The organism is Pseudomonas sp. ChxA (assembly GCF_030263855.1).
GTDB lineage: Bacteria > Pseudomonadota > Gammaproteobacteria > Pseudomonadales > Pseudomonadaceae > Aquipseudomonas > Aquipseudomonas fluorescens_CB.
Genome location: NZ_JARPMK010000002.1, coordinates 81,037 through 107,046 on the forward strand (window position 1 = coordinate 81,037; position 26,010 = coordinate 107,046).

Below are 26,010 nucleotides of genomic sequence, written 5' to 3' on the forward strand. Positions count from 1 at the left end.
TTCAGGGCGTGATTCTACCTACTTTTGCCTAACATTAACCGAGCAAAGCACGACCATGATGTCGCAAATGGTCTTCGATGAAGCTGGCGATAAAGAAGTAGCTGTGGTCATAACCCGGCTGCAGGCGCAGTTCCAGCGGATGGTTGGCGGCCTTGGCCGCTTGCTGCAACGCCTCAGGCTTAAGCTGCACGGCAAGGAAATCGTCGCGATCGCCCTGGTCCACCAGCAACGGCAGTTTTTCCGAGGCTTCACTGATCAGCACGCAAGCATCCCACTCGCGCCATTTGGAGCGTTCTTCGCCCAGGTAACGGGAGAAGGCTTTCTGGCCCCACGGGCAATCCATCGGGTTGTTGATCGGCGAAAACGCCGACACCGATTGGTAACGCCCCGGGTTGCGCAAGGCACACACCAGCGCACCGTGACCGCCCATGGAGTGGCCACTGATGCCGCGCTTGTCCGAAGCCGGGAAATGCGCTTCAACCAACGCAGGCAATTCCTGCACGACATAGTCATGCATCCGATAGTGCTTGGCCCAGGGTTCCTGCGTGGCATTCAGGTAGAAGCCGGCGCCCAGGCCAAAATCCCAGGCGTTGTCCGGGTCGCCCGGCACACCCGGCCCACGCGGGCTGGTGTCTGGCGCGACGATGATCAACCCAAGCTCGGCGGCCATGCGCTGGGCGCCGGCTTTTTGCATGAAGTTCTCATCCGTGCAGGTAAGCCCCGACAACCAGTACAGCACTGGCAACTTGCCGCCCTGCTCCGCTTGCGGCGGTAGGTAGACGGCGAAAGTCATGTCGCAACCGAGCACATCGGAATGGTGCTTGTAGCGTTTATGCCAGCCGCCAAAGCTCTTCTGGCACGACAGGTTTTCCAGGTTCATGGCCGACCTCAAAAGTGGATGACAGTACGAATGCTCTTGCCTTCATGCATCAAGTCAAACGCTTTGTTGATGTCTTCCAGGCCCATGGTATGGGTGATGAAGGTGTCCAGCGGGATCTCGCCGGTCTGGGCCATTTCCACATAGCTTGGCAATTCGGTGCGGCCGCGCACGCCGCCGAACGCCGACCCGCGCCAGACGCGACCGGTGACCAGCTGGAATGGACGCGTAGCGATTTCCTGGCCCGCACCGGCCACACCGATGATCACCGACTCGCCCCAGCCTTTGTGGCAGCACTCAAGCGCGGCGCGCATCAGCTGTACGTTGCCGATGCACTCGAAGGAGAAGTCCACGCCGCCGTCGGTGAGGTCGACGATCACGTCCTGGATTGGGCGATCGTAGTCTTTCGGATTGATGCAGTCGGTGGCGCCCAGTTGCTTGGCGATTTCAAACTTGGCCGGGTTGATGTCGATGGCAATGATACGACCAGCCTTGGCCTTGACCGCGCCAATGACGGCCGACAGGCCGATACCGCCGAGGCCGAAGATGGCCACGGTGTCGCCCGGCTTGACCTTGGCGGTGTTAATCACCGCACCGATGCCGGTGGTGACGCCGCAACCCAACAGGCAGACTTTCTCCAGGGGCGCTTCTTTAGGAATCTTGGCCACGGAGATTTCCGGCAACACGGTGTACTCGGAGAAGGTCGAGGTGCCCATGTAGTGGAAAATCGGCTGACCCTTGTAGGAGAAACGCGTGGTGCCATCGGGCATCAGGCCTTTGCCCTGAGTGGAGCGGATGGCCTGGCACAGGTTGGTCTTGCCCGACAGGCAGAATTTGCACTTGCCGCATTCCGGGGTGTACAGCGGGATCACATGGTCGCCGACGGCCACCGAGGTCACGCCCTCACCGATCGCCTCAACCACCGCACCGCCCTCGTGGCCCAGGATCGACGGGAAGATGCCCTCCGGGTCGGCGCCCGACAAGGTGTAGGCGTCGGTATGGCACACGCCGGACGCAACCACACGCAACAGCACCTCGCCGGCCTTGGGCATGGCGACATCCACTTCAACGATCTCAAGGGGCTTTTTAGCTTCAAAGGCTACGGCGGCGCGGGACTTGATCATCCGGGTTTCTCCAGGGAGTTAAAAACTGAGGCGGTGAGTGTAATACATGGCTTATTGATGAATAATCCAGGCGAAAGCAAAACATTATTGCTGTATGGGGATAATCAACATGCTGGAAAACCGCTGGGAAGGCATTGATGAGTTCGTCGCGGTGGCCGAATGCAGCCAGTTCACCGCAGCGGCCGAGCGGCTGGGCGTATCTTCATCGCATATCAGCCGGCAGGTGGCGCGCCTGGAAGAACGGCTGCAAACGCGCTTGCTGTATCGCAGCACGCGCAAGGTGACGCTCACCGAAGCCGGTCAGACCTTCCTGCAACATTGCCAGCGTTTACAAGATGGTCGTGAAGAAGCGTTGCGCGCGGTGGGCGACCTCACCAGCGAGCCTAAGGGTATGTTGCGCATGACCTGCGCGGTGGCCTATGGCGAGCGATTTATCGTGCCGTTGGTCACGCGGTTCATGGGGCTGTATCCGCAATTGCGTGTGGATATCGAATTGAGTAATCGCCAGTTGGACCTGGTGCACGAGGGGCTGGACCTGGCGATTCGCCTGGGGCGCTTGCAAGACTCACGCATGGTTGCCAGCCGCCTGGCACCTCGGCGCATGTACCTGTGCGCGTCGCCGTCCTACTTGGCGCGGTATGGTCGGCCACATAGTTTGTCGGAGTTGAGTCGGCATAACTGCCTGATCGGCAGCTCGGATATCTGGCAACTGGCTCAGGATGGGCGGGAATTTTCCCAGCGGGTGCAGGGAAACTGGCGCTGCAACAGTGGGCAGGCGGTATTGGATGCGGCGCTGCAAGGGGTTGGGTTGTGTCAGTTGCCGGATTATTACGTGCTGGAGCATCTGCACAGTGGCGCGCTGGTGTCGTTGCTGGAGGCGCATCAGCCGCCGAATACGGCGGTGTGGGCGCTGTATCCGCAGCAGCGGCATTTATCGCCGAAGGTCAGGAAGCTGGTGGACTTTTTGAAGGCTGGGTTGGCTGAAAGGCCGGAGTACTGTGGCTGATTATTCGGCGCCTGTACCGGCCTCATCGCGGGCAAGCCCGGCTCCCACAGGGGAATGCATTTCAAAGGTGGGAGCTGGCTTGCCTGCGATGAAGTCGACACGGTTTAACTGACTACCTGCGGTTAGCCCACCGTAACCTGAGCCATTCAAGATCCTCTGGCCGGGTCACCTTGATGTTGTCGGCACGCCCCTCGATCAAGCGCGGCGCTTGACCGGACCATTCCATGGCCGAGGCTTCATCAGTGATCACCGCATCGGCCACCAGGCTATCGGCCAAGGCGCGGTGCAAGGCGCCTAGGCGAAACATCTGCGGCGTATACGCCTGCCAGATCAGGCTGCGGTCGACGGTTTCAACCACACGGCCATGTTTGTCGACGCGCTTGAGGGTGTCGCGCGCCGGCACGGCCAGTAGGCCGCCAACGGGATCATCCGCCAGTTCCGCCAAGAGTTTATCGAGGTCATCCCGGCTCAGGTTCGGCCGCGCCGCATCATGCACCAGCACCCAGTCATCATCACTGGCGCCCAGGGCATTGAGTTGCAGCAGCGCATTGAGCACCGAACCCGAGCGCTCGTCGCCGCCGTCCGCACGCACGATGCGCGGGTCGTTGGCACACGGCAGGTTTGGCCAATAGGGATCATCGACAGCAAGACTGACCACCAGCCCCTTGAGGCCTGGATGGTCAAGAAAACAGCCAAGGCTGTGTTCCAGAATAGTGCGCCCGCCCAGTTGCAAGTACTGCTTGGGACGGTCCGCGGCCATACGGGCACCCACGCCCGCGGCAGGAATCACGGCCCAGAAGGCCGGTACAGACTGACTCATTGGGCCAACTGGTAGAGGGTTTCGCCCTCCTTGACCATGCCCAACTCATGGCGAGCCCGTTCTTCAACGGTCTCGGTGCCTTTTTTCAGCTCGAGCACTTCAGCATCGAGGACGCGGTTGCGCTCCAGCAGGATTTCGTTTTCGGCGTGCTGGTCGGCAATTTGCTGGGTCAGCTCTTTCACCTGCGCAAAGCTGCCATTACCGACCCATAGACGGTATTGCAGGCCAGCCAGCAATAAAAGCAAGACGAGGAACAACCAATTGGGACTGCGCATCGAAATCCGGGTATCCAGTAAAAAAAGACAGCCATGCAAAACTTTTTACAGCAACTGATAGCACGAAGCCTGGAATAACCAGGCTTGTGCTTGATAGCCATCAGATTAGCGCCGAAATACACACTGTCGTGATTTTTCCGACGCTACCTGTCGACTTTTTACCATGCCTTACATCAAGTAGCGATCAACCGCGAAACTCGCTGCGACCGTTGTACTTGGCTTTACCCGCCAGTTGCTCTTCGATACGCAGCAATTGGTTGTACTTGGAAACGCGGTCGGAACGGCACAGCGAACCGGTCTTGATCTGGCCCGCCGAGGTGCCCACAGCCAGGTCGGCAATGGTCGAATCTTCGGTTTCGCCGGAGCGGTGCGAGATCACCGCAGTGTAGCCCGCAGCCTTGGCCATCTGGATGGCTTCCAGGGTTTCGGTCAGGGTGCCGATCTGGTTGAACTTGATCAGGATCGAGTTGGCGATCTTTTTGTCGATGCCTTCTTTGAGGATCTTGGTGTTGGTGACGAACAAGTCGTCGCCCACCAGCTGGATTTTCTCGCCGATCTTGTCGGTGAGGACTTTCCAGCCGTCCCAGTCGGACTCGTCCAGGCCGTCTTCGATCGAGATGATCGGGTAGCGCTCGGTCAAGCCTTTGAGGTAGTCAGCAAAACCTTCCGACGTGAACACGTGGCCTTCGCCGGACAGGTTGTACTTGCCGTCTTCGTAGAATTCGCTGGCAGCGCAGTCCAGGGCCAGGGTCACGTCGGTGCCCAGCTTGTAGCCAGCGTTGGCCACCGCTTCGGAGATGACTTTGAGTGCATCTTCGTTGGACGCCAGGTTCGGTGCAAAACCACCTTCGTCACCGACCGCAGTGCTCAGGCCACGGGCCTTCAGCACAGCCTTGAGGTGATGGAAAATCTCGGTGCCCATGCGCAGGCCTTCAGAGAAGGTCTTGGCGCCAACCGGCTGCACCATGAATTCCTGGATGTCGACGTTGTTATCGGCGTGCTCGCCACCGTTGATGATGTTCATCATCGGGACCGGCATCGAGTAAACACCCGGGGTGCCGTTCAGATTGGCGATGTGCGCGTACAACGGCAGATCCTGGTCCTGTGCAGCAGCCTTGGCAGCGGCCAGGGACACGGCGAGGATGGCGTTGGCGCCCAGGCTGCCTTTGTTGTCGGTGCCGTCGAGCTTGATCATCGCGTGGTCCAGGGCTTTCTGGTCCAGCGGGTCTTTGCCCAGCAACAGGTCACGGATCGGGCCGTTGATGTTGGCTACAGCTTTGAGTACACCTTTGCCCAAATAACGGCTTTTGTCGCCATCACGCAGTTCCAGCGCTTCGCGCGAACCGGTAGATGCACCGGACGGCGCGCAAGCGCTGCCGATGATGCCGTTATCGAGAAGCACGTCGGCTTCGACGGTGGGGTTGCCACGGGAGTCGAGAACTTCACGACCTTTGATGTCGACGATTTTTGCCATTGTTGTAAACACTCCAAAGTTGACGAAAACGACGCAGCTGTAGGAAATCTTTTGACCGACCGCAAGGGTGGAACAACAGGGCAGGCTTGCAGGCGACAAGGCTCAGGCCCGCAGGCCTGAGCGTTTAGCGTGGGATACTTTACCGGAGAAACGCGGCTTACGCGGTTTCTACCGTCGGAAAACTCTTGACCAGTTCGTCCAACTGCTTCAACTGGGCCAAAAACGGCTCCAGCTTGTCCAGGCGCAGGGCGCAAGGGCCGTCGCACTTGGCGTTGTCCGGGTCCGGGTGGGCTTCCAGGAACAGCCCCGCCAGCGACTGGCTGATGCCCGCCTTGGCCAGGTCGAGCACCTGGGCACGTCGCCCACCTGCGGAATCGGCGCGACCACCGGGCATTTGCAGCGCGTGGGTCACGTCGAAGAACACCGGGTATTCGAACTGTTTCATGATGCCGAAACCGAGCATGTCCACCACGAGGTTGTTGTAGCCGAAGCTCGAACCGCGCTCGCAGAGGATCAACTGGTCGTTACCCGCTTCCACGCACTTGTTCAGGATGTGTTTCATTTCCTGGGGCGCGAGGAACTGGGCTTTCTTGATATTGATCACAGCGCCGGTCTTGGCCATCGCCACGACCAGATCGGTCTGGCGCGACAGGAAGGCCGGCAACTGGATGATGTCGCACACCTCGGCGACCACGGCAGCCTGTTCAGGCTCGTGGACGTCGGTGATGATCGGCACGCCGAAGGCTTGCTTGATGTCCTGGAAGATCCGCATGCCTTCTTCAAGACCCGGGCCACGATAGGAGGTCACGGACGAGCGGTTGGCCTTGTCGAAACTGGCCTTGAACACGTAAGGGATACCGAGTTTCTCGGTCACTTTTACGTACTCTTCACAGACCTGCATCGCCATGTCGCGGCTTTCCAGCACGTTCATGCCGCCGAACAGCACCATGGGCTTGTCGTTGGCAATCTCGATGTCGCCTACGCGAATGATCTTCTGGGCCATCAGGTTCACGCCTTCTTCTGATGTTGCGTCAGTGCTGCTTTAACGAAACCGCTGAACAACGGGTGACCGTCGCGCGGCGTCGAGGTGAACTCAGGGTGGAACTGGCAGGCCACGAACCACGGATGATCCGGCGCCTCGACCACTTCAACCAGCTTGCCATCACCGGAGCGACCGGAGATTTTCAGGCCGGCCTCTTTGATCTGCGGCAGCAGGTTGTTGTTCACTTCGTAGCGGTGACGGTGACGCTCAACGATCACTTCCTTGCCGTAGCAGTCGTGAACCAGCGAACCCGGCTCCAGCAGGCAGTCCTGTGCGCCAAGGCGCATGGTGCCGCCCAGGTCGGAGGTTTCGGTACGGGTTTCAACGGCGCCGGTGGCGTCTTCCCACTCGGTGATCAGGCCTACGACCGGGTGGCCGCTGGTGTGATCGAACTCGGTGGAGTTGGCGTCTTTCCAGCCCAGCACGTTACGAGCGAACTCGATAACGGCCACTTGCATGCCCAGGCAGATACCCAGGTACGGCACTTTGTTTTCACGGGCGTATTGAACGGCAGTGATCTTGCCTTCCACGCCACGCAGGCCGAAACCGCCAGGTACGAGGATCGCGTCAACACCTTCAAGCAGCGCAGTGCCCTGGTTCTCGATGTCTTCGGAATCGATGTAGCGCAGGTTGACCTTGGTACGGTTGCTGATACCGGCGTGGCTCATCGCTTCGATCAGCGACTTGTACGCATCCAGCAGTTCCATGTACTTGCCGACCATGGCGATGGTGACTTCGTGCTCAGGGTTGAGCTTGGCGTCGACTACCGCTTCCCACTCGGAGAGGTCGGCGCTGCCGCACTGCAGGCCGAAGCGCTCGACCACAAAATCATCCAGGCCTTGCGCATGCAGGATGCCCGGGATCTTGTAGATGGTGTCGGCGTCTTCCAGGCCAATCACCGCACGTTCTTCAACGTTGGTGAATTGCGCGATCTTGCGGCGCGAGGAGATGTCGATCGGGTGATCGGAGCGGCAGATCAGTACGTCCGGCTGCAGGCCGATGGAACGCAGTTCCTTGACGGAATGCTGGGTCGGCTTGGTTTTGGTCTCGCCGGCGGTGGCGATGTACGGCACCAGGGTAAGGTGCATCAGCATCGCGCGCTTGGCGCCGATTTCGAAACGCAGCTGACGGATGGCTTCGAGGAACGGTTGGGATTCGATGTCACCCACGGTGCCACCAATCTCGACCATTGCCACGTCGGCATCGCCTGCACCCTTGATGATGCGGCGCTTGATTTCGTCGGTAATGTGCGGGATCACCTGGATGGTTGCACCCAGGTAGTCACCACGGCGCTCTTTGCGCAGCACGTGCTCGTAGACACGGCCGGTGGTGAAGTTGTTGTTCTGGGTCATGGTCGTGCGGATGAACCGCTCGTAGTGGCCCAGGTCCAGGTCGGTTTCGGCGCCGTCGTGGGTGACGAACACTTCACCGTGCTGGAACGGGCTCATGGTGCCCGGGTCAACGTTGATGTACGGGTCCAGCTTGAGCATGGTGACCTTAAGTCCCCGCGCCTCCAGGATGGCCGCCAATGAAGCGGAGGCAATGCCTTTCCCCAATGAAGAAACAACACCGCCCGTGACGAATATGTAGCGCGTCATGAAAAACCCTAGAAGTCTGCGTTAAAGCGGTCCGAGCCGCCGGGGAAAGCGAAGGAAGGCCGAAGCCCCCGATCACCTGCATTAATCACAGTGCACCTTTCAAAAAAACCGCCGCGTGGTGACAGACCAGCAATGAAACACCGGTACGTTGATCGCTACACATTTTTTGGAATCGCCCAGCAAAGACTGCTTGGTAATCGGCAACTGCTGCGATTCAGCTGAATCCACAGAAGTTGTATCAAGAAGGGAGCGTAGTCTACCGGAAAGCCTCTATCAGCTCAAACCTTGATCGCACGTCTGTGGCATCCAATGTAATTGCGACTTGCCAGTCGAACAGGTCCACAGCCCCGCAAGGGTTGGGACAGCCAGCAATTGCTCGCCCTGATACAGCAGCGGCAATCTGCCACGCATGAAGCCTGGCAGGCCACTTTCATTCAGCAGGCGCTTCAGGTCACGCCGGCCTCGACCTGGCACATCAATGATTTCGCCGCCCTGACGGTAACGAATCACCAACGGGCCTGCGGGCGCCTCACCACTCAATCTCAGCTGACCATTACCGGGTAACTCTAGTGGGTTTTGCGGATGGGACCAGCTCACCGGCGTGTCGGAAAACTCTGAATAGGTGGAAGGCAGCCACCACACGCGCTCGCCGCTGCGGTGCAGCTGACCATCGGCCAGGCGCCACAGCGGTTGCGCATCGCCCTTGGCATCCCGCAAGGAATACCAACCGGCCCAGTGGTCGCTGTCGGGCAAACGCGTCAGCGGCGTCAGCCAGTGGCGCAGTGCGTTGCGTTGGCGGGCGTCTGAAAGTTCGCGCAAGGGAGCCAGGGCCAGTGACGGCAAGGCCAACCAGGGAAACGGCGAAGGCTGGTCGGCAGCTCGCAGGTCAATGCCGGCCAATTCGTCGAGCAGGCCCTGGGCTTCGCTCAAGTGCTCGGCAGTGCGGGCCAGGCTGGCGACGGCTTGGGGCCAGCGCTCGGTCAGCAGCGGAAAGACACGATTGCGCAGGTAATTGCGTGCAAACCGGGAATCAGCGTTGGAAGGGTCTTCGATCCACTGCAACTGATGCTGCTGCGCGTAGGCTTGCAGCTCGGCACGTGCGACATCCAGCAACGGCCGCACCAAGTGTCCCTCTGCCAATGGGCGATGCACCGGCATGGCCGCCAAGCCTCGCACCCCTGCGCCGCGCAACAGGCGAAACAGCAGGGTTTCGGCTTGGTCGTCACGATGCTGACCGGTGAGCATCACCTGCCCTGCCCCGGCCACCTCGGTAAACGCCCGATAGCGCGCCTCACGCGCAGCACGCTCAAGGCTGGCACCCGACTGGACTTGCACATGCACCACCCGCAAGGGCACGTTCAGTTCGTCACATACGGCTTGGCAATGACTTGGCCAGGCATCGGCGGCAGCTTGCAGGCCATGGTGGACATGGATTGCGTGCAGGGGTGGGAGTTCGTCAGTTTTAGCCAGAGTGGCCAGCAGGTGCAGCAGGACGGTGGAATCAAGCCCGCCAGAGAAGGCGATATGCCAGGCCGAGGCGTTGCGCCAAGGGGCCAGGGTTTGCAGGAGTTTGGCGGTCAGGGTGGGCTTCATAGCAAAGTACGCCATCAATTTGGATGCGATAACCCAGCATACACAAAGCAAATGTGGGAGCTGCCTTGTGTGGGCGCCGGGCTTGCCCGCGATGCAGACAACTCGGTTTATCTGTTACACCGAGTTGATGCTATCGCAGGCAAGCCAGCTCCCACACAAGCCAGCTCCCACATAGGGTACTGCGTTGACTTAGAGGCCGTAGCTCATCAGGCGCTCATAACGGCGCTTGAGCAGCGCTTCGTTGTCCAGCTTCTTGAGCATCGCCAGTTGCGAACCCAGCTCTGTGCGGATAGTCGCAGCAGCGGCAGCAGGGTCGCGGTGGGCGCCGCCCAATGGCTCGGCGATAACCTTATCAACAATGCCCAGGCCTTTGAGGCGATCGGCGGTGATGCCCATGGCTTCGGCAGCGTCCGGCGCTTTTTCGGCGGTTTTCCACAGGATCGAGGCGCAACCTTCCGGCGAAATCACCGCGTAGGTCGAATATTGCAGCATGTTCAGTTGGTCGCAGACGCCAATGGCAAGCGCACCGCCGGAGCCACCTTCACCAATCACGGTGGCGATGATCGGGGTTTTCAGGCGGGACATGACGCGCAGGTTCCAGGCGATCGCTTCGCTCTGGTTGCGCTCTTCAGCGTCGATACCCGGGTAGGCACCCGGAGTGTCGATGAAGGTCAGGATCGGCATTTTGAAGCGCTCGGCCATTTCCATCAGGCGGCACGCCTTACGGTAGCCTTCCGGGCGCGGCATACCGAAGTTACGGCGCACCTTTTCACGCACTTCACGGCCTTTCTGGTGACCGATCACCATCACTGGCTGGTCGTCCAGGCGAGCGATGCCGCCCACGATGGCCGCGTCGTCAGAGAAGTGGCGATCGCCATGCAACTCATCGAACTCGGTGAAGATGTGCTGAATGTAGTCCAGGGTATACGGACGGCGCGGGTGGCGAGCCAGGCGCGCGATCTGCCAGCTGGTCAGCTTGCCGAAAATGTCTTCGGTGAGCGTGCTGCTCTTGTCTTGCAGGCGAGCGATCTCATCGCCGATATTCAGCGAATTGTCATTGCCGACCAGGCGCAGTTCTTCAATCTTGGCTTGCAGGTCAGCGATCGGCTGTTCGAAATCAAGAAAATTCGGGTTCATAAGCGTCCGTCTTGGGTCGACGGCCAGGGAGTGCCTGGCCAGCCGGTTGTCTATTCGCGCCCTACCTTAAGGGAGAGGCGCGTTTAGGTCGAGATTAAATGTTCAGCCGAGATCAGACTTATCTGACCGTCAGCGGTATTGGAGGAAGACGTTGTCTCGCCCGAACTGGTCACGCAAAGCTTGAATCAAGCCATCAGCGGGATCAATTCGCCACGTCTCACCAAACTGCAACATCGCCTTGGCGTCATTGCCGGTGTACTCCATGGTCACCGGGCACGCGCCGCGGTGACGTTTGAGCAAGTCACCCAACCAGCGTAGCTGATCGCCTTTAAGGGCTTCGGTCTTGACCTTCAAGCGCAGGCTTTCGGCCAGGTTGGTTCGCGCATCTTCCATGCTCATCACCCGCTTGATCCGCAGGCGCAGGCCGCCGGAGAAGTCATCGTTGCTGACCTCGCCTTCCACCACCACCATCGCATCGGTCTGCAGCAGCGACTGCGCGGAGTGGAACGCATCGGCAAACAGCGACGCCTCGATACGGCCCGAGCGGTCATCGAGGGTGATAAAGCCCATCTTGTCGCCCTTCTTATTTTTCATCACGCGCAGGGCGATGATCATGCCGGCGACGGTCTGGGTGTCACGCGCCGGTTTCAGGTCGATGATGCGCTGACGGGCGAAACGGCGTATTTCACCTTCGTACTCGTCAATCGGGTGACCGGTCAGGTAAAGGCCCAGGGTGTCTTTTTCACCTTTGAGACGCTCCTTGAGGGTCAGCTCCTTGGCCTTGCGATGGTTGGCATAAACGTCGGCATCTTCCTCGACAAACAACCCGCCAAACAGGTCGGCGTGGCCACTGTCGTGGGTGCGGGCGGTCTGCTCGGCGGCCTTGATCGCTTCTTCCATGGCGGTGAGCAGTACCGCACGGTTGCGGTCGATATTCGCCTGGTAAGCCTTCGGCTCATCATGGAAATACGGGCCGAGACGATCAAGCGCGCCACTGCGGATCAAACCATCGAGGGTGCGCTTGTTGATGCGTTTGAGGTCAACCCGTGCGCAGAAGTCGAACAGATCCTCGAACGGCCCATGCTGACGCGCTTCGGTGATTGCCTCTACCGGGCCCTCGCCCACGCCCTTGATGGCGCCCAGGCCATAGATGATGCGGCCTTCGTCGTTCACCGTGAACTTGAACTCCGAGGCGTTCACGTCCGGCGCGTCGAGGCGCAGCTTCATGGTGCGCACTTCCTCGATCAAGGTCACGACCTTGTCGGTGTTGTGCATATCCGCAGAGAGTACCGCCGCCATAAACGGCGCCGGGTAGTGGGCTTTCAGCCAGGCGGTCTGGTACGACACCAGGCCGTAGGCGGCGGAGTGGGATTTGTTGAAGCCGTAACCGGCAAACTTCTCTACCAGGTCGAAAATGTTACCGGCCAGGTCCGCGTCGATATTGTTGGAGGCGCAACCTTCAATGAAACCGCCGCGCTGCTTGGCCATTTCTTCGGGCTTTTTCTTACCCATGGCCCGACGCAGCATGTCCGCACCACCGAGGGTGTAACCGGCCATTACCTGGGCGATCTGCATCACCTGTTCTTGATACAGGATGATGCCGTAGGTAGGCGCCAGTACCGGTTTTAGGCCTTCATACTGATAATCGGAGTGCGGGTACGCCAGTTCGGCGCGGCCGTGCTTACGGTTGATAAAGTCGTCCACCATGCCCGATTGCAGCGGGCCAGGACGGAACAGAGCCACCAGTGCGATCAAGTCTTCCAGGCAGTCGGGCTTGAGCTTTTTGATCAGCTCTTTCATGCCGCGCGACTCAAGCTGGAACACCGCCGTGGTTTCGGCTTTTTGCAGCAGCTGGTAGGTAGGTTTGTCGTCCAGCGGGATAAACGCGATATCCAGCGGTGCTTCGTCGACCTTGGCGCGCTCGCGGTTGATGGTCTTGAGCGCCCAGTCGATGATCGTCAGGGTTCGCAGGCCCAGGAAGTCGAACTTCACCAAGCCGGCTGCCTCCACGTCATCCTTGTCGAACTGGGTGACCAGGCCATCGCCTTCTTCGTCGCAATAAATCGGCGAAAAGTCGGTGAGTTTGGTCGGCGCAATCACCACACCACCGGCGTGTTTACCGACGTTACGCACCACCCCTTCGAGTTTGCGCGCCATGTCCCAGATTTCGGCGGCTTCTTCATCGACCTTGATGAAGTCGCGCAGGATTTCTTCCTGCTCATACGCTTTCTCAAGGGTCATGCCGACTTCAAACGGGATCATCTTCGACAAGCGATCCGCCAGGCCGTAGGACTTGCCTTGCACCCGCGCCACGTCGCGGATTACAGCCTTGGCCGCCATCGAACCGAAGGTGATGATCTGGCTCACGGCGTTGCGGCCGTATTTTTCGGCCACGTATTCGATCACGCGGTCGCGACCGTCCATGCAGAAGTCGACGTCGAAGTCGGGCATGGAAACCCGTTCCGGGTTCAGGAACCGTTCGAACAGCAGGTCGTATTCCAGCGGGTCAAGGTCGGTGATCTTCTGCACATAAGCCACCAGCGAACCGGCACCCGAACCACGGCCTGGGCCTACCGGCACGCCGTTGCTCTTAGCCCACTGGATAAAGTCCATTACGATCAGGAAGTAACCGGGGAACCCCATCTGGATAATGATATCCAGCTCGAAATTCAGCCGGTCGACGTAGACCTGGCGCTTGGCGTCGTAGTCTTCAGTGGTGTCCTTGGGCAGCAGAACACTCAAACGCTCTTCCAGGCCGTCGAACGACACCTTGCGAAAGTACTCATCGATGGTCATGCCATCGGGAATCGGGAAGTTGGGCAAAAAGTGCTTGCCCAGCTTCACTTCGATATTGCAGCGCTTGGCGATTTCGACCGAGTTTTCCAGCGCCTCAGGCAAGTCGCTGAACAGCTCGGCCATTTCATCGGCGCTTTTGAGGTATTGCTCTTCGCTGTAGTTCTTGGAGCGGCGCGGGTCATCCAGTGCGCGGCCTTCGCCGATGCACACGCGGGTTTCGTGGGCTTCGAAATCTTCTTTCTTGATAAAGCGCACATCGTTGGTCGCAACCAGCGGCGCGCCCAGCTTGTCGGCCAGGGCCACGGCGGCATGCAGGTGCTCTTCATCGTTAGGGCGGTTGGTGCGCTGGACTTCCAGGTAGAAGCGGTCAGGAAACACGTCCATCCATTCGCGGGCCAACACTTCGGCTTCCTGGGGGTTGCCGCCCAGCAGTGCGATACCAATCTCACCTTCTTTGGCAGCCGAGAGCATAATCACGCCCTCGCTCGCTTCAGCCACCCACTCACGCTCAATGATGATCGAGCCGTTGCGCTGGCCGTCGATAAAGCCGCGCGAGATCAGTTCGGTGAGGTTGCGATAACCCACGCCATTCATCGCCAGCAGGCTGATGCGGCTCAGGGGGTTATCCGGGTCTTTGTTCGACAGCCACAGGTCGGCGCCGCAAATCGGCTTGATGCCGGCACCCATGGCGTTCTTGTAAAACTTGACCAGGGAACACATGTTGTTCTGGTCGGTAACCGCCACCGCAGGCATGTTCATGCCCACCAGGGTTTTGACCAGCGGTTTGATCCGTACCAGACCGTCGACCAGGGAGTATTCAGTGTGCAGGCGCAGGTGAACGAATGAAGCCGGCATAGTGATCCTGTCTAAGAACTTAGAAACAACAAGGCCCGGGATTGTACCGGGCCTTGAGCAAAACATCAGCCTCGCGACTAAACCTCGCTGACGCTCTCGCGCGCCTCGTAAGCCTGGCGGACCGGGGCAAACGAGCGACGGTGGATCGGGGTCGGACCCAGGCGAGCCAGGGCTTCCAGATGAACGGGCGTCGGGTAGCCTTTATGACCACCGATGCCATAGCCCGGATAGATCAATTCGAACGCCGCCATTTCGCGGTCACGGCTGACTTTGGCCAGGATCGAGGCGGCGGCAATCGCCGGAACCTTGCTATCACCCTTGACCACGGCTTCTGAAGGCATCGCCAGTTTGGGGCAGCGGTTGCCGTCGATCATCGCCATTTTCGGTGTGATGTGCAGCCCTTCGACGGCGCGCTGCATGGCCAGCATGGTGGCGTGAAGAATGTTCAACTCATCGATTTCTTCGACTTCAGCTCGGGCGATGTGCCAGCTCAGGGCTTTCTCGCAGATTTCGTCGTAGAGCTTTTCACGGCGTGCTTCGGTGAGTTTTTTCGAGTCATTGAGGCCGAGGATCGGGCGGTTTGGGTCGAGGATCACCGCCGCCGTTACCACCGCGCCGCACAACGGGCCGCGCCCTACTTCGTCAACACCGGCGACCAGTGCGTCGGCGTGTGCGACCAGACTGAAATCCAGGCCCATTTGCGTGGTCATAAAGCGTCCTGTTTTTGCCCGATCAGGGTCAATACGGCATCGGCCGCCTGGTTCGATGCATCACGGCGCAGGGTGCGGTGGATGTCGTCAAAACCACGCGTCTGCTCTTCACCGCCGTCGATCAAGGGTAGTAAGGTTTGCGCCAGGGCTTCAGGCGTTGCATCGTCCTGCAACAACTCCGGCACCAGCAGGCGTTGGGCCAGCAGGTTAGGCAAGGAGATGTAAGGGCTCTTGACCATACGCTTGAGAATCCAGAAGGTCAGCGGCGCCAGGCGATAAGCCACCACCATCGGGCGTTTGTACAGCAGCGCCTCCAGGGTCGCGGTGCCCGAGGCAATCAGTACCGCATCACAGGCGGCAAGTGCCAGGTGCGACTGGCCGTCGAGCAAGGTCAACGGCAGCGTGCGGCCTTCGAGCAACGTCTCGATTTGCGCACGCCGTTGCGGGCTGGCGCAAGGCAATACAAAACGCACGCCTGGCTTCAAGGCTTGAAGGCGTTCGGCAGCCTCGAAAAACACACTGGCCAGACGCCCGACTTCGCCGCCACGACTGCCCGGCATCAATGCCACCAGCGGGCCGTCGGGCAAGCCCAGTTCGGCGCGCGCGGCGGCGCGATCAGCTTGCAGTGGGATAGTGTCGGCCAAGGTATGCCCGACAAACCGCACCGGCACGCCCTTCTCTTCGTAGAACCTGGCCTCGAACGGCAGCAAGGTCAGCATCAAGTCGCAGCCTTCGCGGATCTTCAGCACGCGCTTTTGCCGCCACGCCCATACGGACGGGCTGACGTAATGCACGGTCTTGATTCCGGCCTGACGCAACTTGAGCTCGATATTGAGGGTGAAGTCCGGCGCATCGATGCCGATAAAGACGTCGGGCTTTTCGTCGATCAGGGTTTGAATCAGCAGCTTGCGACGCGCCAACAACTCACGCAGTCGGCCCAGCACTTCCACCAGCCCCATGACCGACAGGCGCTCCATGGGAAAGTAGGAGGTCAGACCTTCGGCCTGCATGAGCGGGCCACCTACGCCAATAAACTCCACCGCTGGATGCTGGGCCTTGAGCGCGCGCATCAGGCCTGCGCCGAGAATATCGCCGGAAGCCTCACCGGCCACCAGCGCAATACGCAGATTAGCCATGATCAGCGGGTGATGCCGCGCGTCGATGCCTGGATAGAGTCGCGGAACACCGCGACTTCCGGGAACAACGCTGCCGGTTCGGCCAGTTCAGTCAGGGCCTGCTCAACCGTCAGCCCCTGACGGTAAACCGTTTTGTAGGCGCGGCGCAGGGCGTGAATTGCGTCTTCGCTGAAACCGCGGCGGCGCATACCTTCGAAATTCATGCTGCGGGCTTCGGCCGGGTTGCCGAACACCGTGACAAATGCAGGGACATCCTTGCCGATCGCAGTGCCCATGCCGGAAAAGCTGTGGGCGCCGATATGGCAATACTGATGGACCAGGGTGAAGCCTGACAGGATCGCCCAGTCATCAACGTGCACATGGCCGGCCAGCGCGGTGTTGTTGACCAGGATGCAATGGTTGCCGATCACACTGTCATGGCCGATATGCGCATAGGCCATGATCAGATTGTGATCACCCAGCGTGGTTTCGGCACGATCCTGCACAGTGCCACGGTGAATGGTCACACCTTCACGGATAATGTTGTGATCACCGATTACCAGGCGTGTTTCTTCACCCTTGTACTTCATGTCCGGGGTGTCTTCGCCCACCGAGGAAAACTGGTAGATGCGATTGTGTTTGCCAATGCGGGTCGGACCTTTGAGGATCACGTGTGGCCCGATGACAGTCCCCTCGCCGATTTCAACACCTGCGCCGACGATCGACCAAGGGCCGACCTCAACGTCGGCGGCCAGAACGGCCGACGGATCGATGATTGCGCGAGGGTCAATCAAACTCATAGTTTGCGTTCCGCACAGATGATCTCAGCGGAGCACACCGGCTTGCCATCCACCGAGGCCTGGCATTCGAACTTCCAGATCTGGCGCTTGCAGCTGATGAACTTGGCTTCCAGGATCAACTGGTCACCCGGGGTGACCGGGTTGCGAAAGCGCAGTTTGTCGGAGCCCACGAAATAGTAAAGCGTGCCATCGGCAGGCTTGAGGTCGAGCATTTTGAAACCAAGGATACCGGCAGCCTGGGCCATCGCCTCGATGATCAGCACGCCCGGCATAATGGGATGCGCGGGGAAGTGACCATTAAAGAACGGTTCGTTGATGCTGACATTCTTGTAGGCACGAATGCGCTTTTCCTCGACATTGAGGTCCACTACACGGTCCACCAGCAGGAACGGGTAACGGTGAGGCAGGTATTCGCGAATCTCGTTGATGTCCATCATTTCGGGGGGAAGCCTGTAATAAAGATTGGGGGCGGGCGAACTAAACGCACGCCCCGCTAGCAAATCAAGGAGGCAGTCTAGCGGCTGTGCACACTTGATATGGAAATGGTATCAGCCTTCTGATGAAGCATTACCGCCAGGGGTCACGTCCTCGACACGCTTTTCGACCTGCTTGAGGCGTCGGGCCATGTCGTCGATCTTGCGCAAACGTGCCGCACTTTTGCGCCATTCAGCCGCCGGCTGCATGGCCGTACCGGAAGAGTAGGCACCCGGCTCGGTAATCGAGTGGGTCACCATGGTCATGCCGGTGATGAAGACGTTGTCGCAAACTTCGATATGCCCCACCAGCCCAACGCCACCGGCCAGCATGCAATGCTTGCCGATCTTGGTACTGCCGGAGATGCCCACGCACGCCGCCATGGCGGTGTGATCGCCAATCTGCACGTTGTGGGCGATCTGGATCTGGTTGTCGAGTTTCACGCCGTTACCGAGCACGGTATCGGCCAAGGCCCCGCGATCCACAGCGGTGTTGACACCGATTTCCACGTCATCGCCGATCAATACGCCGCCGACCTGGGCAATTTTGTGCCAGATACCTTTGGCGTTGGCAAAACCAAACCCTTCGCCACCGATCACGGCCCCCGACTGAATGACCACCCGCTCACCAATACGCACATCGTGGTAAAGGGTAACGCGAGGCGCCAGCCAACCACCGGCACCGATTTCGCAGCGCGCACCGATAAAGCAATGCGCCCCCACCGTGACGCCGGCAGCAATGCGCGCACCACTCTCGATCACCGCAAACGCGCCAATGCTGGCCGCAGGGTCAACCTGGGCATCATCGGCAATCACGGCGGACGGGTGAATACCAGCCGCCGCCTTGGGTTTGGGATCGAACAGGTGCGACGCCCGGGCATACGCCAGGTAAGGGTCGGCAACCACCAGCGCATCCCCGGTAAACCCTTCGGCGTCAGCAGCCTTCAGCAATACAGCTGCGGCTTGGCTGTCGACCAGGTATTTACGGTATTGGGGATTTGCGAGGAAGCTCAACTGAGCTGGGCCAGCCTCCTGCAAGGTGGCTAGCCCAGTAATTTCTTTCTCCTTGGAGCCACGCAAGGTGGCCCCCAGGAACTCGGCCAACTCGCCGAGCTTGATAGTCGCGGTCATGGCTTACTTCAGCTGGTTCATGCGCTCGATCACCTGGCGGGTGATGTCGTATTGAGGCTTGACGTCAATCACGGCGCCACGTTCGAACACCAGGTCAAAGGCACCTTTCTTGATGACTTCTTCCACGGCGCTGTCGAGCTTAGGCTTGAGCTGCTTGAGCATTTCACGGTCAGCAACGGCTTTGGCTTCGTTCAGTTCCTTGGACTGGAACTGGTAGTCGCGGGCCTTTTGCTTGAATTCAAGTTCCAGGCGCTCACGTTCGCCTTGCTGCATTTTGTCGCCACCGGCTACCAGACGATCCTGGATACCCTTGGCACTGCTTTCCAGGGTCTTGAGTTTGGTCAGTTGCGGACCGAACTTCTTCTCGGCATCCACGGCGTAACGCTTGGCCGCGTCGGATTCCAGCAGGGCCATCTGATAGTTCAGGACGGCGATTTTCATTTCGGCGAAGGCCGGGGTGGTTACCAGCACGGTGGCCAGCAGAACCAATTGAGTCAACTTACGCACGATGTACTCCTACAGAATCCGTTGTCGTTATCTTGGGTCAGACGCTTAGAACGTCTGGCCGAGGGAGAATTGGAAAATCTGGGTTTCAGCGTTATCCGGTTTCTTGATCGGCATGGCCAGAGCAAAGCTCAATGGGCCAAGCGCAGTCACCCACGTCACGCCAACACCTACGGAGCTGGCGAGGTTGCTCAGGCTGACGTCGTTGCACTCAGTCTGGGACTTCACGCCACTTGGGTTGGTGATCTGTTCGCACTTGGAGTCGAACACGTTACCCACGTCCCAGAAGACCGAAGTACGCAGCGAACGCTGATCCTTGACGAATGGCAGCGGGAACAGAATCTCCGCACCACCCTGGATCAAAATGTTACCACCGAAAGGCAGCGGGTCATTGTTCGAGTCAACGCTGGTGCCCTGGTTACCGGTTACCAATTGACCACGGCTCGGGGTACCACGTGGACCCAAGGTGCTGTCCTTGAAACCACGAACCGAGTTGAAACCACCTGCATAGTAGTTCTCATAGAACGGCAGACCGTTGGTCGAACCATAACCATCGCCATAACCCAGCTCAGTGTGCAGGCGCATGGTGTAGTTATCGCTCAGCGGCTGGAACAACTGGCCACGGTAGTCGAGCTTGAAGAACGACAGGTCGCTGCCTGGCGTAGTGGCTTCCAAAGTCAGGCTCTGGGAGTGGCCACGGGTCGCCAGCACACCTTTGTTCAGGGTCGATTCCGACCAACCGGCCGAAGCCTTGAAGTTCAGGAACTGGTCGCCTTCTTTGCGCACGAAGTTGAAGATTTCGTCGGTGGTGTACACACCGGTCTTGATCTTGTCCTGTTGCGCGGTGAAGCCGAAGGTCAGACGCGAGGTCTCACTGATCGGGTAACCGATGTTGACACCGGCGCCCAGGCTGTCGATCGCATAGCTTGCAACGTCAACGTCGAGGTCTTTGTAGTCGGTGGTGCGGTAGAAGGCGTTGTAGCCCAGGCTCACACCGTCAGCTGTCCAGTAGGGGTCGACATAACCGAAGTTATAGCGGCTCTGGTATTCGCTTCGGGTCAGGCCGATGGAGACCTTGTTACCGGTACCGAGGAAGTTGTTCTGGGTGATCGAACCACCGAGGATCAGGCCGGCACTCTGTGCAAAACCGACGCTGGCAGTGATCGAACCCGACGCTTGTTCTTCAACGGCGTAGTTCACGTCAACCTGGTCGTCCACACCCGGTACGGCTGGGGTTTCGACGTTGACTTCTTTAAAGAAGCCCAGGCGCTCAAGACGGGTCTTGGACTGGTCGATCAGGTAAGTCGACGCCCAGCCACCTTCCATCTGGCGCATCTCACGGCGCAGCACTTCGTCCGCAGACTTGGTGTTGCCACGGAAGTTGATGCGGTTCACGTAGGCACGCTTGCCAGGGTCGACAACGAAGGTGATGTCCACGGTGTGGTCTTCGTCGTGCGGGGTCGGCACGCCGTTGACGTTGGCGAAGGTATAGCCTTCGTTACCCAGGCGACGGGTGATCAGTTCGGACGTGGTAGTCATCAGCTTGCGCGAGAACACCTGGTCTTTCTGCACCAGCAACAGCGACTTCACCTGGTCTTCAGGGACTTTCAGGTCACCGCTGAGCTTGACGTCACGCACGGTGTATTTCTCACCTTCGTTGACGTTGACGGTGATGTAGACGTGTTTCTTGTCCGGGGTGATAGACACCTGGGTCGAAGCGATATCCATGTTGATATAGCCACGGTCCAGATAGTAGGAACGCAGACGTTCCAGGTCACCGGAGAGTTTTTCACGGGCGTACTTGTCATCGTTCTTGAAGAACGACAGCCAGTTGGTGGTCTTGAGTTCGAACAGATCGATCAGGTCATCATCAGCAAACTTGGTGTTACCCACCACGTTGATGTGCTGGATGGCCGCCACGGTGCCTTCGTTGATCTTGACCTTGAGGCCAACACGGTTACGAGGCTGCGGGATCACTTCGGTTTCCACGGACGCGGAATAGCGACCCTGGGCAACGTACTGACGTTGCAGTTCGTTACGCACACCCTCGAGGGTGGCGCGCTGGAAGATCTCGCCTTCGGCCAGGCCGGATTGCTTGAGACCCTTCATCAAGTCTTCAGTGGAGATCGCCTTGTTACCCTCGATCTCGATACTGGCGACGGAAGGTCGCTCAACGACAGTGATGACCAGGACGTTACCTTCGCGACCCAGTTGGATATCTTGAAAGAACCCGGTTTTGAACAGCGCACGAGTGGATTCCACCAGGCGACGATCATCCGCCTGTTCCCCGACGTTCAACGGCAAGGCACCAAAGACGCTACCGGCGGAAACCCGCTGGAGGCCGTTGACGCGAATATCGGAGATAGTGAAGGACTCGGCGTGAACTTCGGCGATCATCAATACGGTGAGAACCGCAGTTAGCAGCAGACGTTTCATGAAGTCCTTTCTTATTCCAACTGGCAATAAACAAACTGCCGCAAAATGCGGCAGATTCGCAATTCAGCGAAGCGTTACAGTCGTCCCAGATCGTTGACCAGAGCTAACAACATCACTCCGACCACCAAACTGATACCGATCTGTATCCCCCAACCCTGCACCCGATCCGACAAGGGGCGACCACGCACCCACTCGACCAGATAAAACAACAGATGCCCCCCATCCAATACTGGAATGGGCAACAAATTCAGAACTCCAAGGCTAATACTCAGATAAGCCAGGAAATTCAGGAAATCCGCGACACCCGACTGGGCAGAAGCGCCCGCCACTTTAGCAATGGTTATCGGTCCACTCAAGTTTTTTACCGAGAGCTCGCCGAACAACATTTTCTTGAGCGATTCGAGGGTCAGCACACTCATGGTCCAAGTGCGTTTTGCACCCTCGCCAATTGCCGCCAACGGCCCGAAGCTGACCTCCCGCACCATCGAAGGCGGCCAGTCGACACCTTTCACCCCGGCACCCAGGTAACCCCCGGCTGCCTTGGCTTCCCCGCGTACCGCCAGGGTCACAGGGACGTCGATTTGAGCACCATCGCGCTCAACTTTCAGCACAATTTTGGTATCAGGACGTACACGCACCAGGTCGACCACTTGCTGCCAGTCGCCCAGCGCCTGGCCATCAAGGGCCAACAAGCGGTCGCCGGTTTTCAGACCTGCGGCTTGCGCCGGGCCTTTCGGGTCCAGCTCGGCCAGCACCGGCGGCAAGGCCGGGCGCCACGGTCGAATCCCCAGCGACTTGATCGGGTCAGGCTCATCCGCGCCCTTGAGCCAGTGATCAAGGGCCAGGGCGCGAGGCGTCTCGGCGGTGGAATCCTGTTCGCGCACCACGACATTAATGGTGCCGCTCTCACCCATGCGGCGTACCAGTTGTAAATTGACCGCGCCCCACCCTGTGGTCGGCTCGCCATCAATGGAAACAATTTCCTGCCCTGCGACCAGGCCGGCCTTGGCCGCCATGCTGTCGGCTTCGACCGCGCCGATGACGGGGCGCACCTGCTGGCTGCCCATCATGGCCAAGACCCAGAAGAACACCATCGCTAATAGGAAGTTGGCGATCGGACCGGCAGCCACAATGGCGATGCGCTGACGAACGGTCTTGCGATTGAAGGACTGATCCAACTGATCGGCCGGCACTTCGCCTTCGCGCTCGTCGAGCATCTTGACGTAGCCGCCCAACGGAATGGCCGCAATCACGAATTCAGTGCCGCGCCGATCGTGCCAACGCAGCAATGGCATGCCGAAACCGACGGAAAAGCGCAGTACCTTGACGCCGCAACGACGCGCCACCCAAAAGTGGCCGAATTCGTGGAAGGTAACCAACACACCCAGAGCAACCAGGGTGCCGACAATCATGTAGAGCGCACTCATCTAATTTCTCCGCATTCCAATCCAGTGCCTGAAGGCTCAAACCTGCCCAAAGACTAACGCGCGTTGCGGTTCAACCATTGCTCGGCCAGCGTGCGGGCCTTTGCGTCGGCCTCGAACACTGCACCTAAATCATCCACTGCCACAACGGGCTCAAGGCTCAAAACTTCCTCGATGATACTCGGGATCTGCGGGAAGCGAATACGCCCGTCCAGAAACGCCGCCACAGCCACCTCGTTAGCCGCATTGAGCATCGCCGGTGCGCTATTGCCCGCCTCTGCCGCTTGCCGCGCCAAACGCAGACACGGGAAGCGTTGCTCGTCCGGCGCCTCGAAGTCCAGGCGCGCAACGGCGAACAGGTCCAATGGCGCGACACCCGAGTCAATTCGCTCCGGCCAGGCCAGGGCATTGGCGATCGGCGTGCGCATGTCCGGGTTACCCAGCTGCGCCAACACCGAACCGTCCACGTAGTCGACCAAGGAATGAATCACACTTTGTGGGTGGATCACCACTTCAACCTGATCGGGCCGAGCGTCGAACAACCAGCACGCCTCGATCAACTCCAGGCCTTTGTTCATCATGCTCGCCGAGTCCACGGAAATCTTGCGCCCCATGGACCAGTTCGGATGTGCACAGGCCTGATCAGGCGACACATGCTCCAAATCGGCCAATGGAGTTTGCCGGAACGGGCCACCAGATGCCGTAAGAAGAATCCGCCGTACACCCACCTGGCTCAAGCCACGGGCAAAATCACCGGGCATGCACTGGAAGATTGCGTTGTGCTCGCTGTCGAGTGGCAACAACACTGCGCCGCTCTTGCGTACCGCCTGCATAAAGAGCGTGCCGGACATGACCAGCGCCTCTTTATTGGCCAGCAGGATCTTCTTGCCTGCATCCACTGCTGCCAGCGTCGGGCGCAAACCCGCTGCACCGACTATGGCCGCCACCACGGTGTCCACCTCGGCATCGGCCGACACCTGGCACAGCCCTTCCTCACCCACCAGCACCTGCGTAGCCAGCCCTGCAGCCTGCAACTGTTGCTGCAAGCCATGTGCTGCCGCCACTTCAGGCACCACGGCAAAGCGCGGCGTGTGGCGCACGCAAAGGGCCAGCAACTCGCTCAAGCGGGTGAAGCCGGTCAAGGCAAACACTTGGTAACGATCAGGATGGCGAGCGATCACATCCAGGGTGCTCAGCCCGACCGAGCCGGTTGCACCCAGCACGGTCACCTGTTGCAAGCGGCTCACGAAGCCGTCATCCACAGCAGCACGGCAAAGATCGGGATGGCAGCGGTAAGGCTGTCGATACGGTCCAGCACGCCGCCATGACCCGGCAGCAGGTTGCTGCTGTCCTTGATCCCGGCCTGGCGCTTGAACATGCTTTCAGTCAGGTCGCCCACCACCGAGATGAACACCACGACTGCCGTGCCCAGCAGGGCCAGGAGTATTTCCTTCACCGACCAGTCGCGCACAACACCCACCACCAGCGTGATCAGCAAGGTCAACGCCAGACCGCCGTAGACGCCTTCCCAGCTCTTGCCGGGGCTGACAGCCGGCGCCAGCTTCCGCTTGCCGAAGGCACGACCAGAGAAGTAGGCGCCAATGTCGGCGCCCCACACCAAGACCATCACCGCCATGATCAGCCAGTTGCCCATCGGTGCATTCTTGATTTCCACCAGGCCTTGCCAGGCCGGCAGCAAAATCAGCAAGCCAATCACCAGTTTGCTGGCAACACTGGACCAATGGCCGCTGGTACGCGGAAAGGTCAGCACCAGGAAGGTCGCGAGCGCCCACCACAGCACCGCAGCGCCCAACACCCAAGGCACCACGATGCTCGACAGGGTATGCATCAGAAACAGCAACAGCGCCACGACGGCGGCGTAGACCACACGTGGCAATTGCGCATTAAAGCCCGCCAGACGCGCCCACTCCCAGGCACCCAGGGTCACGACCACGCCAATAAACAGCGCAAAGCCGGAACCGTCGAGCAGGAAAAACCCACACAAGGCTATCGGCAGCAGGATCAGTGCGGTGATGATTCGTTGTTTAAGCATTTAAACCCGGGCTCCAGCTTCGATCTGCTCGCTCGTTTTACCGAAGCGGCGCTGACGGGAAGCGAAATCGGCCAGTGCATTACGCATGGCATCGTGTTTGAAGTCCGGCCAGAACAGGTCGGAGAAGTACAGTTCGGTGTAGGCCAGCTGCCACAACAGGAAATTGCTGATGCGGTGCTCGCCACCGGTGCGGATGCACAGGTCCGGCAACGGCAGATCGCCGGTCACCAGGCAGGTTTGCAACAATTCGGGCGTGATGTCGTCCGGCCGCAGGTGCCCGGCCTGTACTTCGCGGGCAAGGCGCTGCGCGGCCTGGGCGATATCCCACTGGCCGCCATAGTTGGCCGCGATCTGCAGTACAAAACGGTTGCTGCCGGCGGTGATGGCTTCAGCTTCGCGCATGGCCGCCTGCAATTCCGGGTGAAACCGCGAGCGGTCACCGATGATACGCAGGCTGATGTTGTTGTCGTTAAGGCGCTTGGCCTCACGACGCAAAGCCTTGAAGAACAGGTCCATCAAGGCGCTGACTTCTTCGGCCGGCCGTTGCCAGTTCTCACTGGAGAAGGCAAACAAGGTCAACACTTCGACCTTGGCCTCGGCACACACCTCAATCACGGCGCGCACTGCATCGACACCCGCTTTATGCCCGGCAACACCCGGCATAAAGCGTTTCTTCGCCCAGCGATTATTCCCATCCATGATGATCGCGACATGGCGCGGCACCACAGAGGGCACAGTCTGCTTGGTCTTTTCCATGAAGGCGTCCT

The 26,010-nt window shown here is 59.4% G+C and carries 22 protein-coding genes; 1 reads left to right on the forward strand and 21 read right to left on the reverse strand.

What is annotated here, in order from left to right; genetic code table 11:
- Positions 1 to 34: 34 nt before the first annotated feature.
- Both fghA and P5706_RS26050 read right to left on the reverse strand, forming a co-directional pair.
- A complete protein-coding gene (gene fghA / locus P5706_RS26045; protein WP_017137161.1) occupies positions 35 to 880 on the reverse strand; it encodes an S-formylglutathione hydrolase in 846 nt (281 codons plus the stop codon).
- Positions 881 to 888: 8 nt separating this feature from the next.
- Positions 889 to 2,001 carry an S-(hydroxymethyl)glutathione dehydrogenase/class III alcohol dehydrogenase gene (locus P5706_RS26050; RefSeq protein WP_025855143.1) on the reverse strand — a complete coding sequence of 371 codons (1,113 nt, stop codon included), beginning with the start codon at positions 1,999 to 2,001 and terminating at the stop codon, positions 889 to 891.
- A 109-nt stretch (positions 2,002 to 2,110) separates the two neighbouring features.
- Between P5706_RS26050 and P5706_RS26055 the strand changes: the two genes are divergently transcribed.
- Positions 2,111 to 3,007 (forward strand): LysR substrate-binding domain-containing protein, encoded by an 897-nt coding sequence (locus P5706_RS26055; RefSeq protein WP_058421678.1) that lies wholly within the window; start codon positions 2,111 to 2,113, stop codon positions 3,005 to 3,007.
- A gap of 112 nt (positions 3,008 to 3,119) precedes the next feature.
- Here P5706_RS26055 and ispD read toward each other — a convergent pair whose 3' ends face one another.
- The 19 genes from ispD to uppS all read right to left on the reverse strand — a co-directional run bounded on the left by ispD (position 3,120) and on the right by uppS (position 25,999).
- Positions 3,120 to 3,827 (reverse strand): 2-C-methyl-D-erythritol 4-phosphate cytidylyltransferase, encoded by a 708-nt coding sequence (gene ispD, locus P5706_RS26060; protein ID WP_200433308.1) that lies wholly within the window; start codon positions 3,825 to 3,827, stop codon positions 3,120 to 3,122.
- Complete coding sequence (gene ftsB, locus P5706_RS26065) at positions 3,824 to 4,102, reverse strand: cell division protein FtsB (protein ID WP_058412406.1); 279 nt, start codon at positions 4,100 to 4,102, stop codon at positions 3,824 to 3,826. The genes ispD and ftsB overlap by 4 nt, the downstream gene beginning before the upstream one ends.
- 184 nt (positions 4,103 to 4,286) lie before the next feature.
- The gene (gene eno / locus P5706_RS26070) at positions 4,287 to 5,576 is read right to left on the reverse strand and encodes a phosphopyruvate hydratase (protein ID WP_017137156.1); all 1,290 of its coding nucleotides are present in this window, start codon (positions 5,574 to 5,576) and stop codon (positions 4,287 to 4,289) included.
- Positions 5,577 to 5,733: 157 nt separating this feature from the next.
- Positions 5,734 to 6,579 carry a 3-deoxy-8-phosphooctulonate synthase gene (gene kdsA, locus P5706_RS26075; protein ID WP_010212442.1) on the reverse strand — a complete coding sequence of 282 codons (846 nt, stop codon included), beginning with the start codon at positions 6,577 to 6,579 and terminating at the stop codon, positions 5,734 to 5,736.
- 5 nt (positions 6,580 to 6,584) lie between these two features.
- Positions 6,585 to 8,216, reverse strand: a complete 1,632-nt coding sequence (gene pyrG / locus P5706_RS26080; RefSeq protein WP_285682950.1) for a CTP synthase — start codon at positions 8,214 to 8,216, stop codon at positions 6,585 to 6,587.
- 273 nt (positions 8,217 to 8,489) lie between these two features.
- Complete coding sequence (gene tilS, locus P5706_RS26085) at positions 8,490 to 9,809, reverse strand: tRNA lysidine(34) synthetase TilS (RefSeq protein WP_285682952.1); 1,320 nt, start codon at positions 9,807 to 9,809, stop codon at positions 8,490 to 8,492.
- A gap of 189 nt (positions 9,810 to 9,998) precedes the next feature.
- The gene (locus P5706_RS26090; RefSeq protein WP_285682954.1) at positions 9,999 to 10,946 is read right to left on the reverse strand and encodes an acetyl-CoA carboxylase carboxyltransferase subunit alpha; all 948 of its coding nucleotides are present in this window, start codon (positions 10,944 to 10,946) and stop codon (positions 9,999 to 10,001) included.
- A gap of 129 nt (positions 10,947 to 11,075) precedes the next feature.
- Positions 11,076 to 14,597 (reverse strand): DNA polymerase III subunit alpha, encoded by a 3,522-nt coding sequence (gene dnaE / locus P5706_RS26095; RefSeq protein WP_200433310.1) that lies wholly within the window; start codon positions 14,595 to 14,597, stop codon positions 11,076 to 11,078.
- Positions 14,598 to 14,674: 77 nt separating this feature from the next.
- Positions 14,675 to 15,307, reverse strand: coding sequence for a ribonuclease HII (rnhB, locus tag P5706_RS26100; protein ID WP_200433311.1), 633 nt, complete (start codon positions 15,305 to 15,307; stop codon positions 14,675 to 14,677).
- Positions 15,304 to 16,443, reverse strand: a complete 1,140-nt coding sequence (lpxB, locus tag P5706_RS26105; RefSeq protein ID WP_200433312.1) for a lipid-A-disaccharide synthase — start codon at positions 16,441 to 16,443, stop codon at positions 15,304 to 15,306. Before lpxB ends, rnhB begins: the two co-directional genes overlap by 4 nt.
- Positions 16,444 to 16,445: 2 nt before the next feature.
- On the reverse strand, positions 16,446 to 17,222 hold the full coding sequence (gene lpxA, locus P5706_RS26110) for an acyl-ACP--UDP-N-acetylglucosamine O-acyltransferase (RefSeq protein WP_200433313.1): 777 nt from the start codon (positions 17,220 to 17,222) through the stop codon (positions 16,446 to 16,448).
- Positions 17,219 to 17,659: a 3-hydroxyacyl-ACP dehydratase FabZ gene (fabZ, locus tag P5706_RS26115; protein WP_003172281.1), complete on the reverse strand. Its 441-nt coding sequence runs from the start codon at positions 17,657 to 17,659 to the stop codon at positions 17,219 to 17,221. The genes lpxA and fabZ overlap by 4 nt, the downstream gene beginning before the upstream one ends.
- 111 nt (positions 17,660 to 17,770) lie before the next feature.
- Positions 17,771 to 18,826, reverse strand: a complete 1,056-nt coding sequence (gene lpxD, locus P5706_RS26120; protein WP_285682958.1) for a UDP-3-O-(3-hydroxymyristoyl)glucosamine N-acyltransferase — start codon at positions 18,824 to 18,826, stop codon at positions 17,771 to 17,773.
- A 3-nt stretch (positions 18,827 to 18,829) separates the two neighbouring features.
- Complete coding sequence (locus P5706_RS26125; protein WP_003189173.1) at positions 18,830 to 19,333, reverse strand: OmpH/Skp family outer membrane protein; 504 nt, start codon at positions 19,331 to 19,333, stop codon at positions 18,830 to 18,832.
- 45 nt (positions 19,334 to 19,378) lie between these two features.
- Positions 19,379 to 21,766: an outer membrane protein assembly factor BamA gene (gene bamA / locus P5706_RS26130; RefSeq protein ID WP_200433315.1), complete on the reverse strand. Its 2,388-nt coding sequence runs from the start codon at positions 21,764 to 21,766 to the stop codon at positions 19,379 to 19,381.
- Between the two features lie 74 nt (positions 21,767 to 21,840).
- The gene (gene rseP / locus P5706_RS26135) at positions 21,841 to 23,193 is read right to left on the reverse strand and encodes a sigma E protease regulator RseP (protein ID WP_017137146.1); all 1,353 of its coding nucleotides are present in this window, start codon (positions 23,191 to 23,193) and stop codon (positions 21,841 to 21,843) included.
- Between the two features lie 53 nt (positions 23,194 to 23,246).
- Positions 23,247 to 24,437, reverse strand: coding sequence for a 1-deoxy-D-xylulose-5-phosphate reductoisomerase (gene ispC / locus P5706_RS26140; protein ID WP_285682963.1), 1,191 nt, complete (start codon positions 24,435 to 24,437; stop codon positions 23,247 to 23,249).
- Positions 24,434 to 25,243, reverse strand: coding sequence for a phosphatidate cytidylyltransferase (locus P5706_RS26145; protein ID WP_065928976.1), 810 nt, complete (start codon positions 25,241 to 25,243; stop codon positions 24,434 to 24,436). The genes ispC and P5706_RS26145 overlap by 4 nt, the downstream gene beginning before the upstream one ends.
- Positions 25,244 to 25,999 (reverse strand): polyprenyl diphosphate synthase, encoded by a 756-nt coding sequence (uppS, locus tag P5706_RS26150; RefSeq protein ID WP_017137143.1) that lies wholly within the window; start codon positions 25,997 to 25,999, stop codon positions 25,244 to 25,246. It lies immediately after the preceding gene.
- Positions 26,000 to 26,010 lie beyond the last annotated feature (11 nt).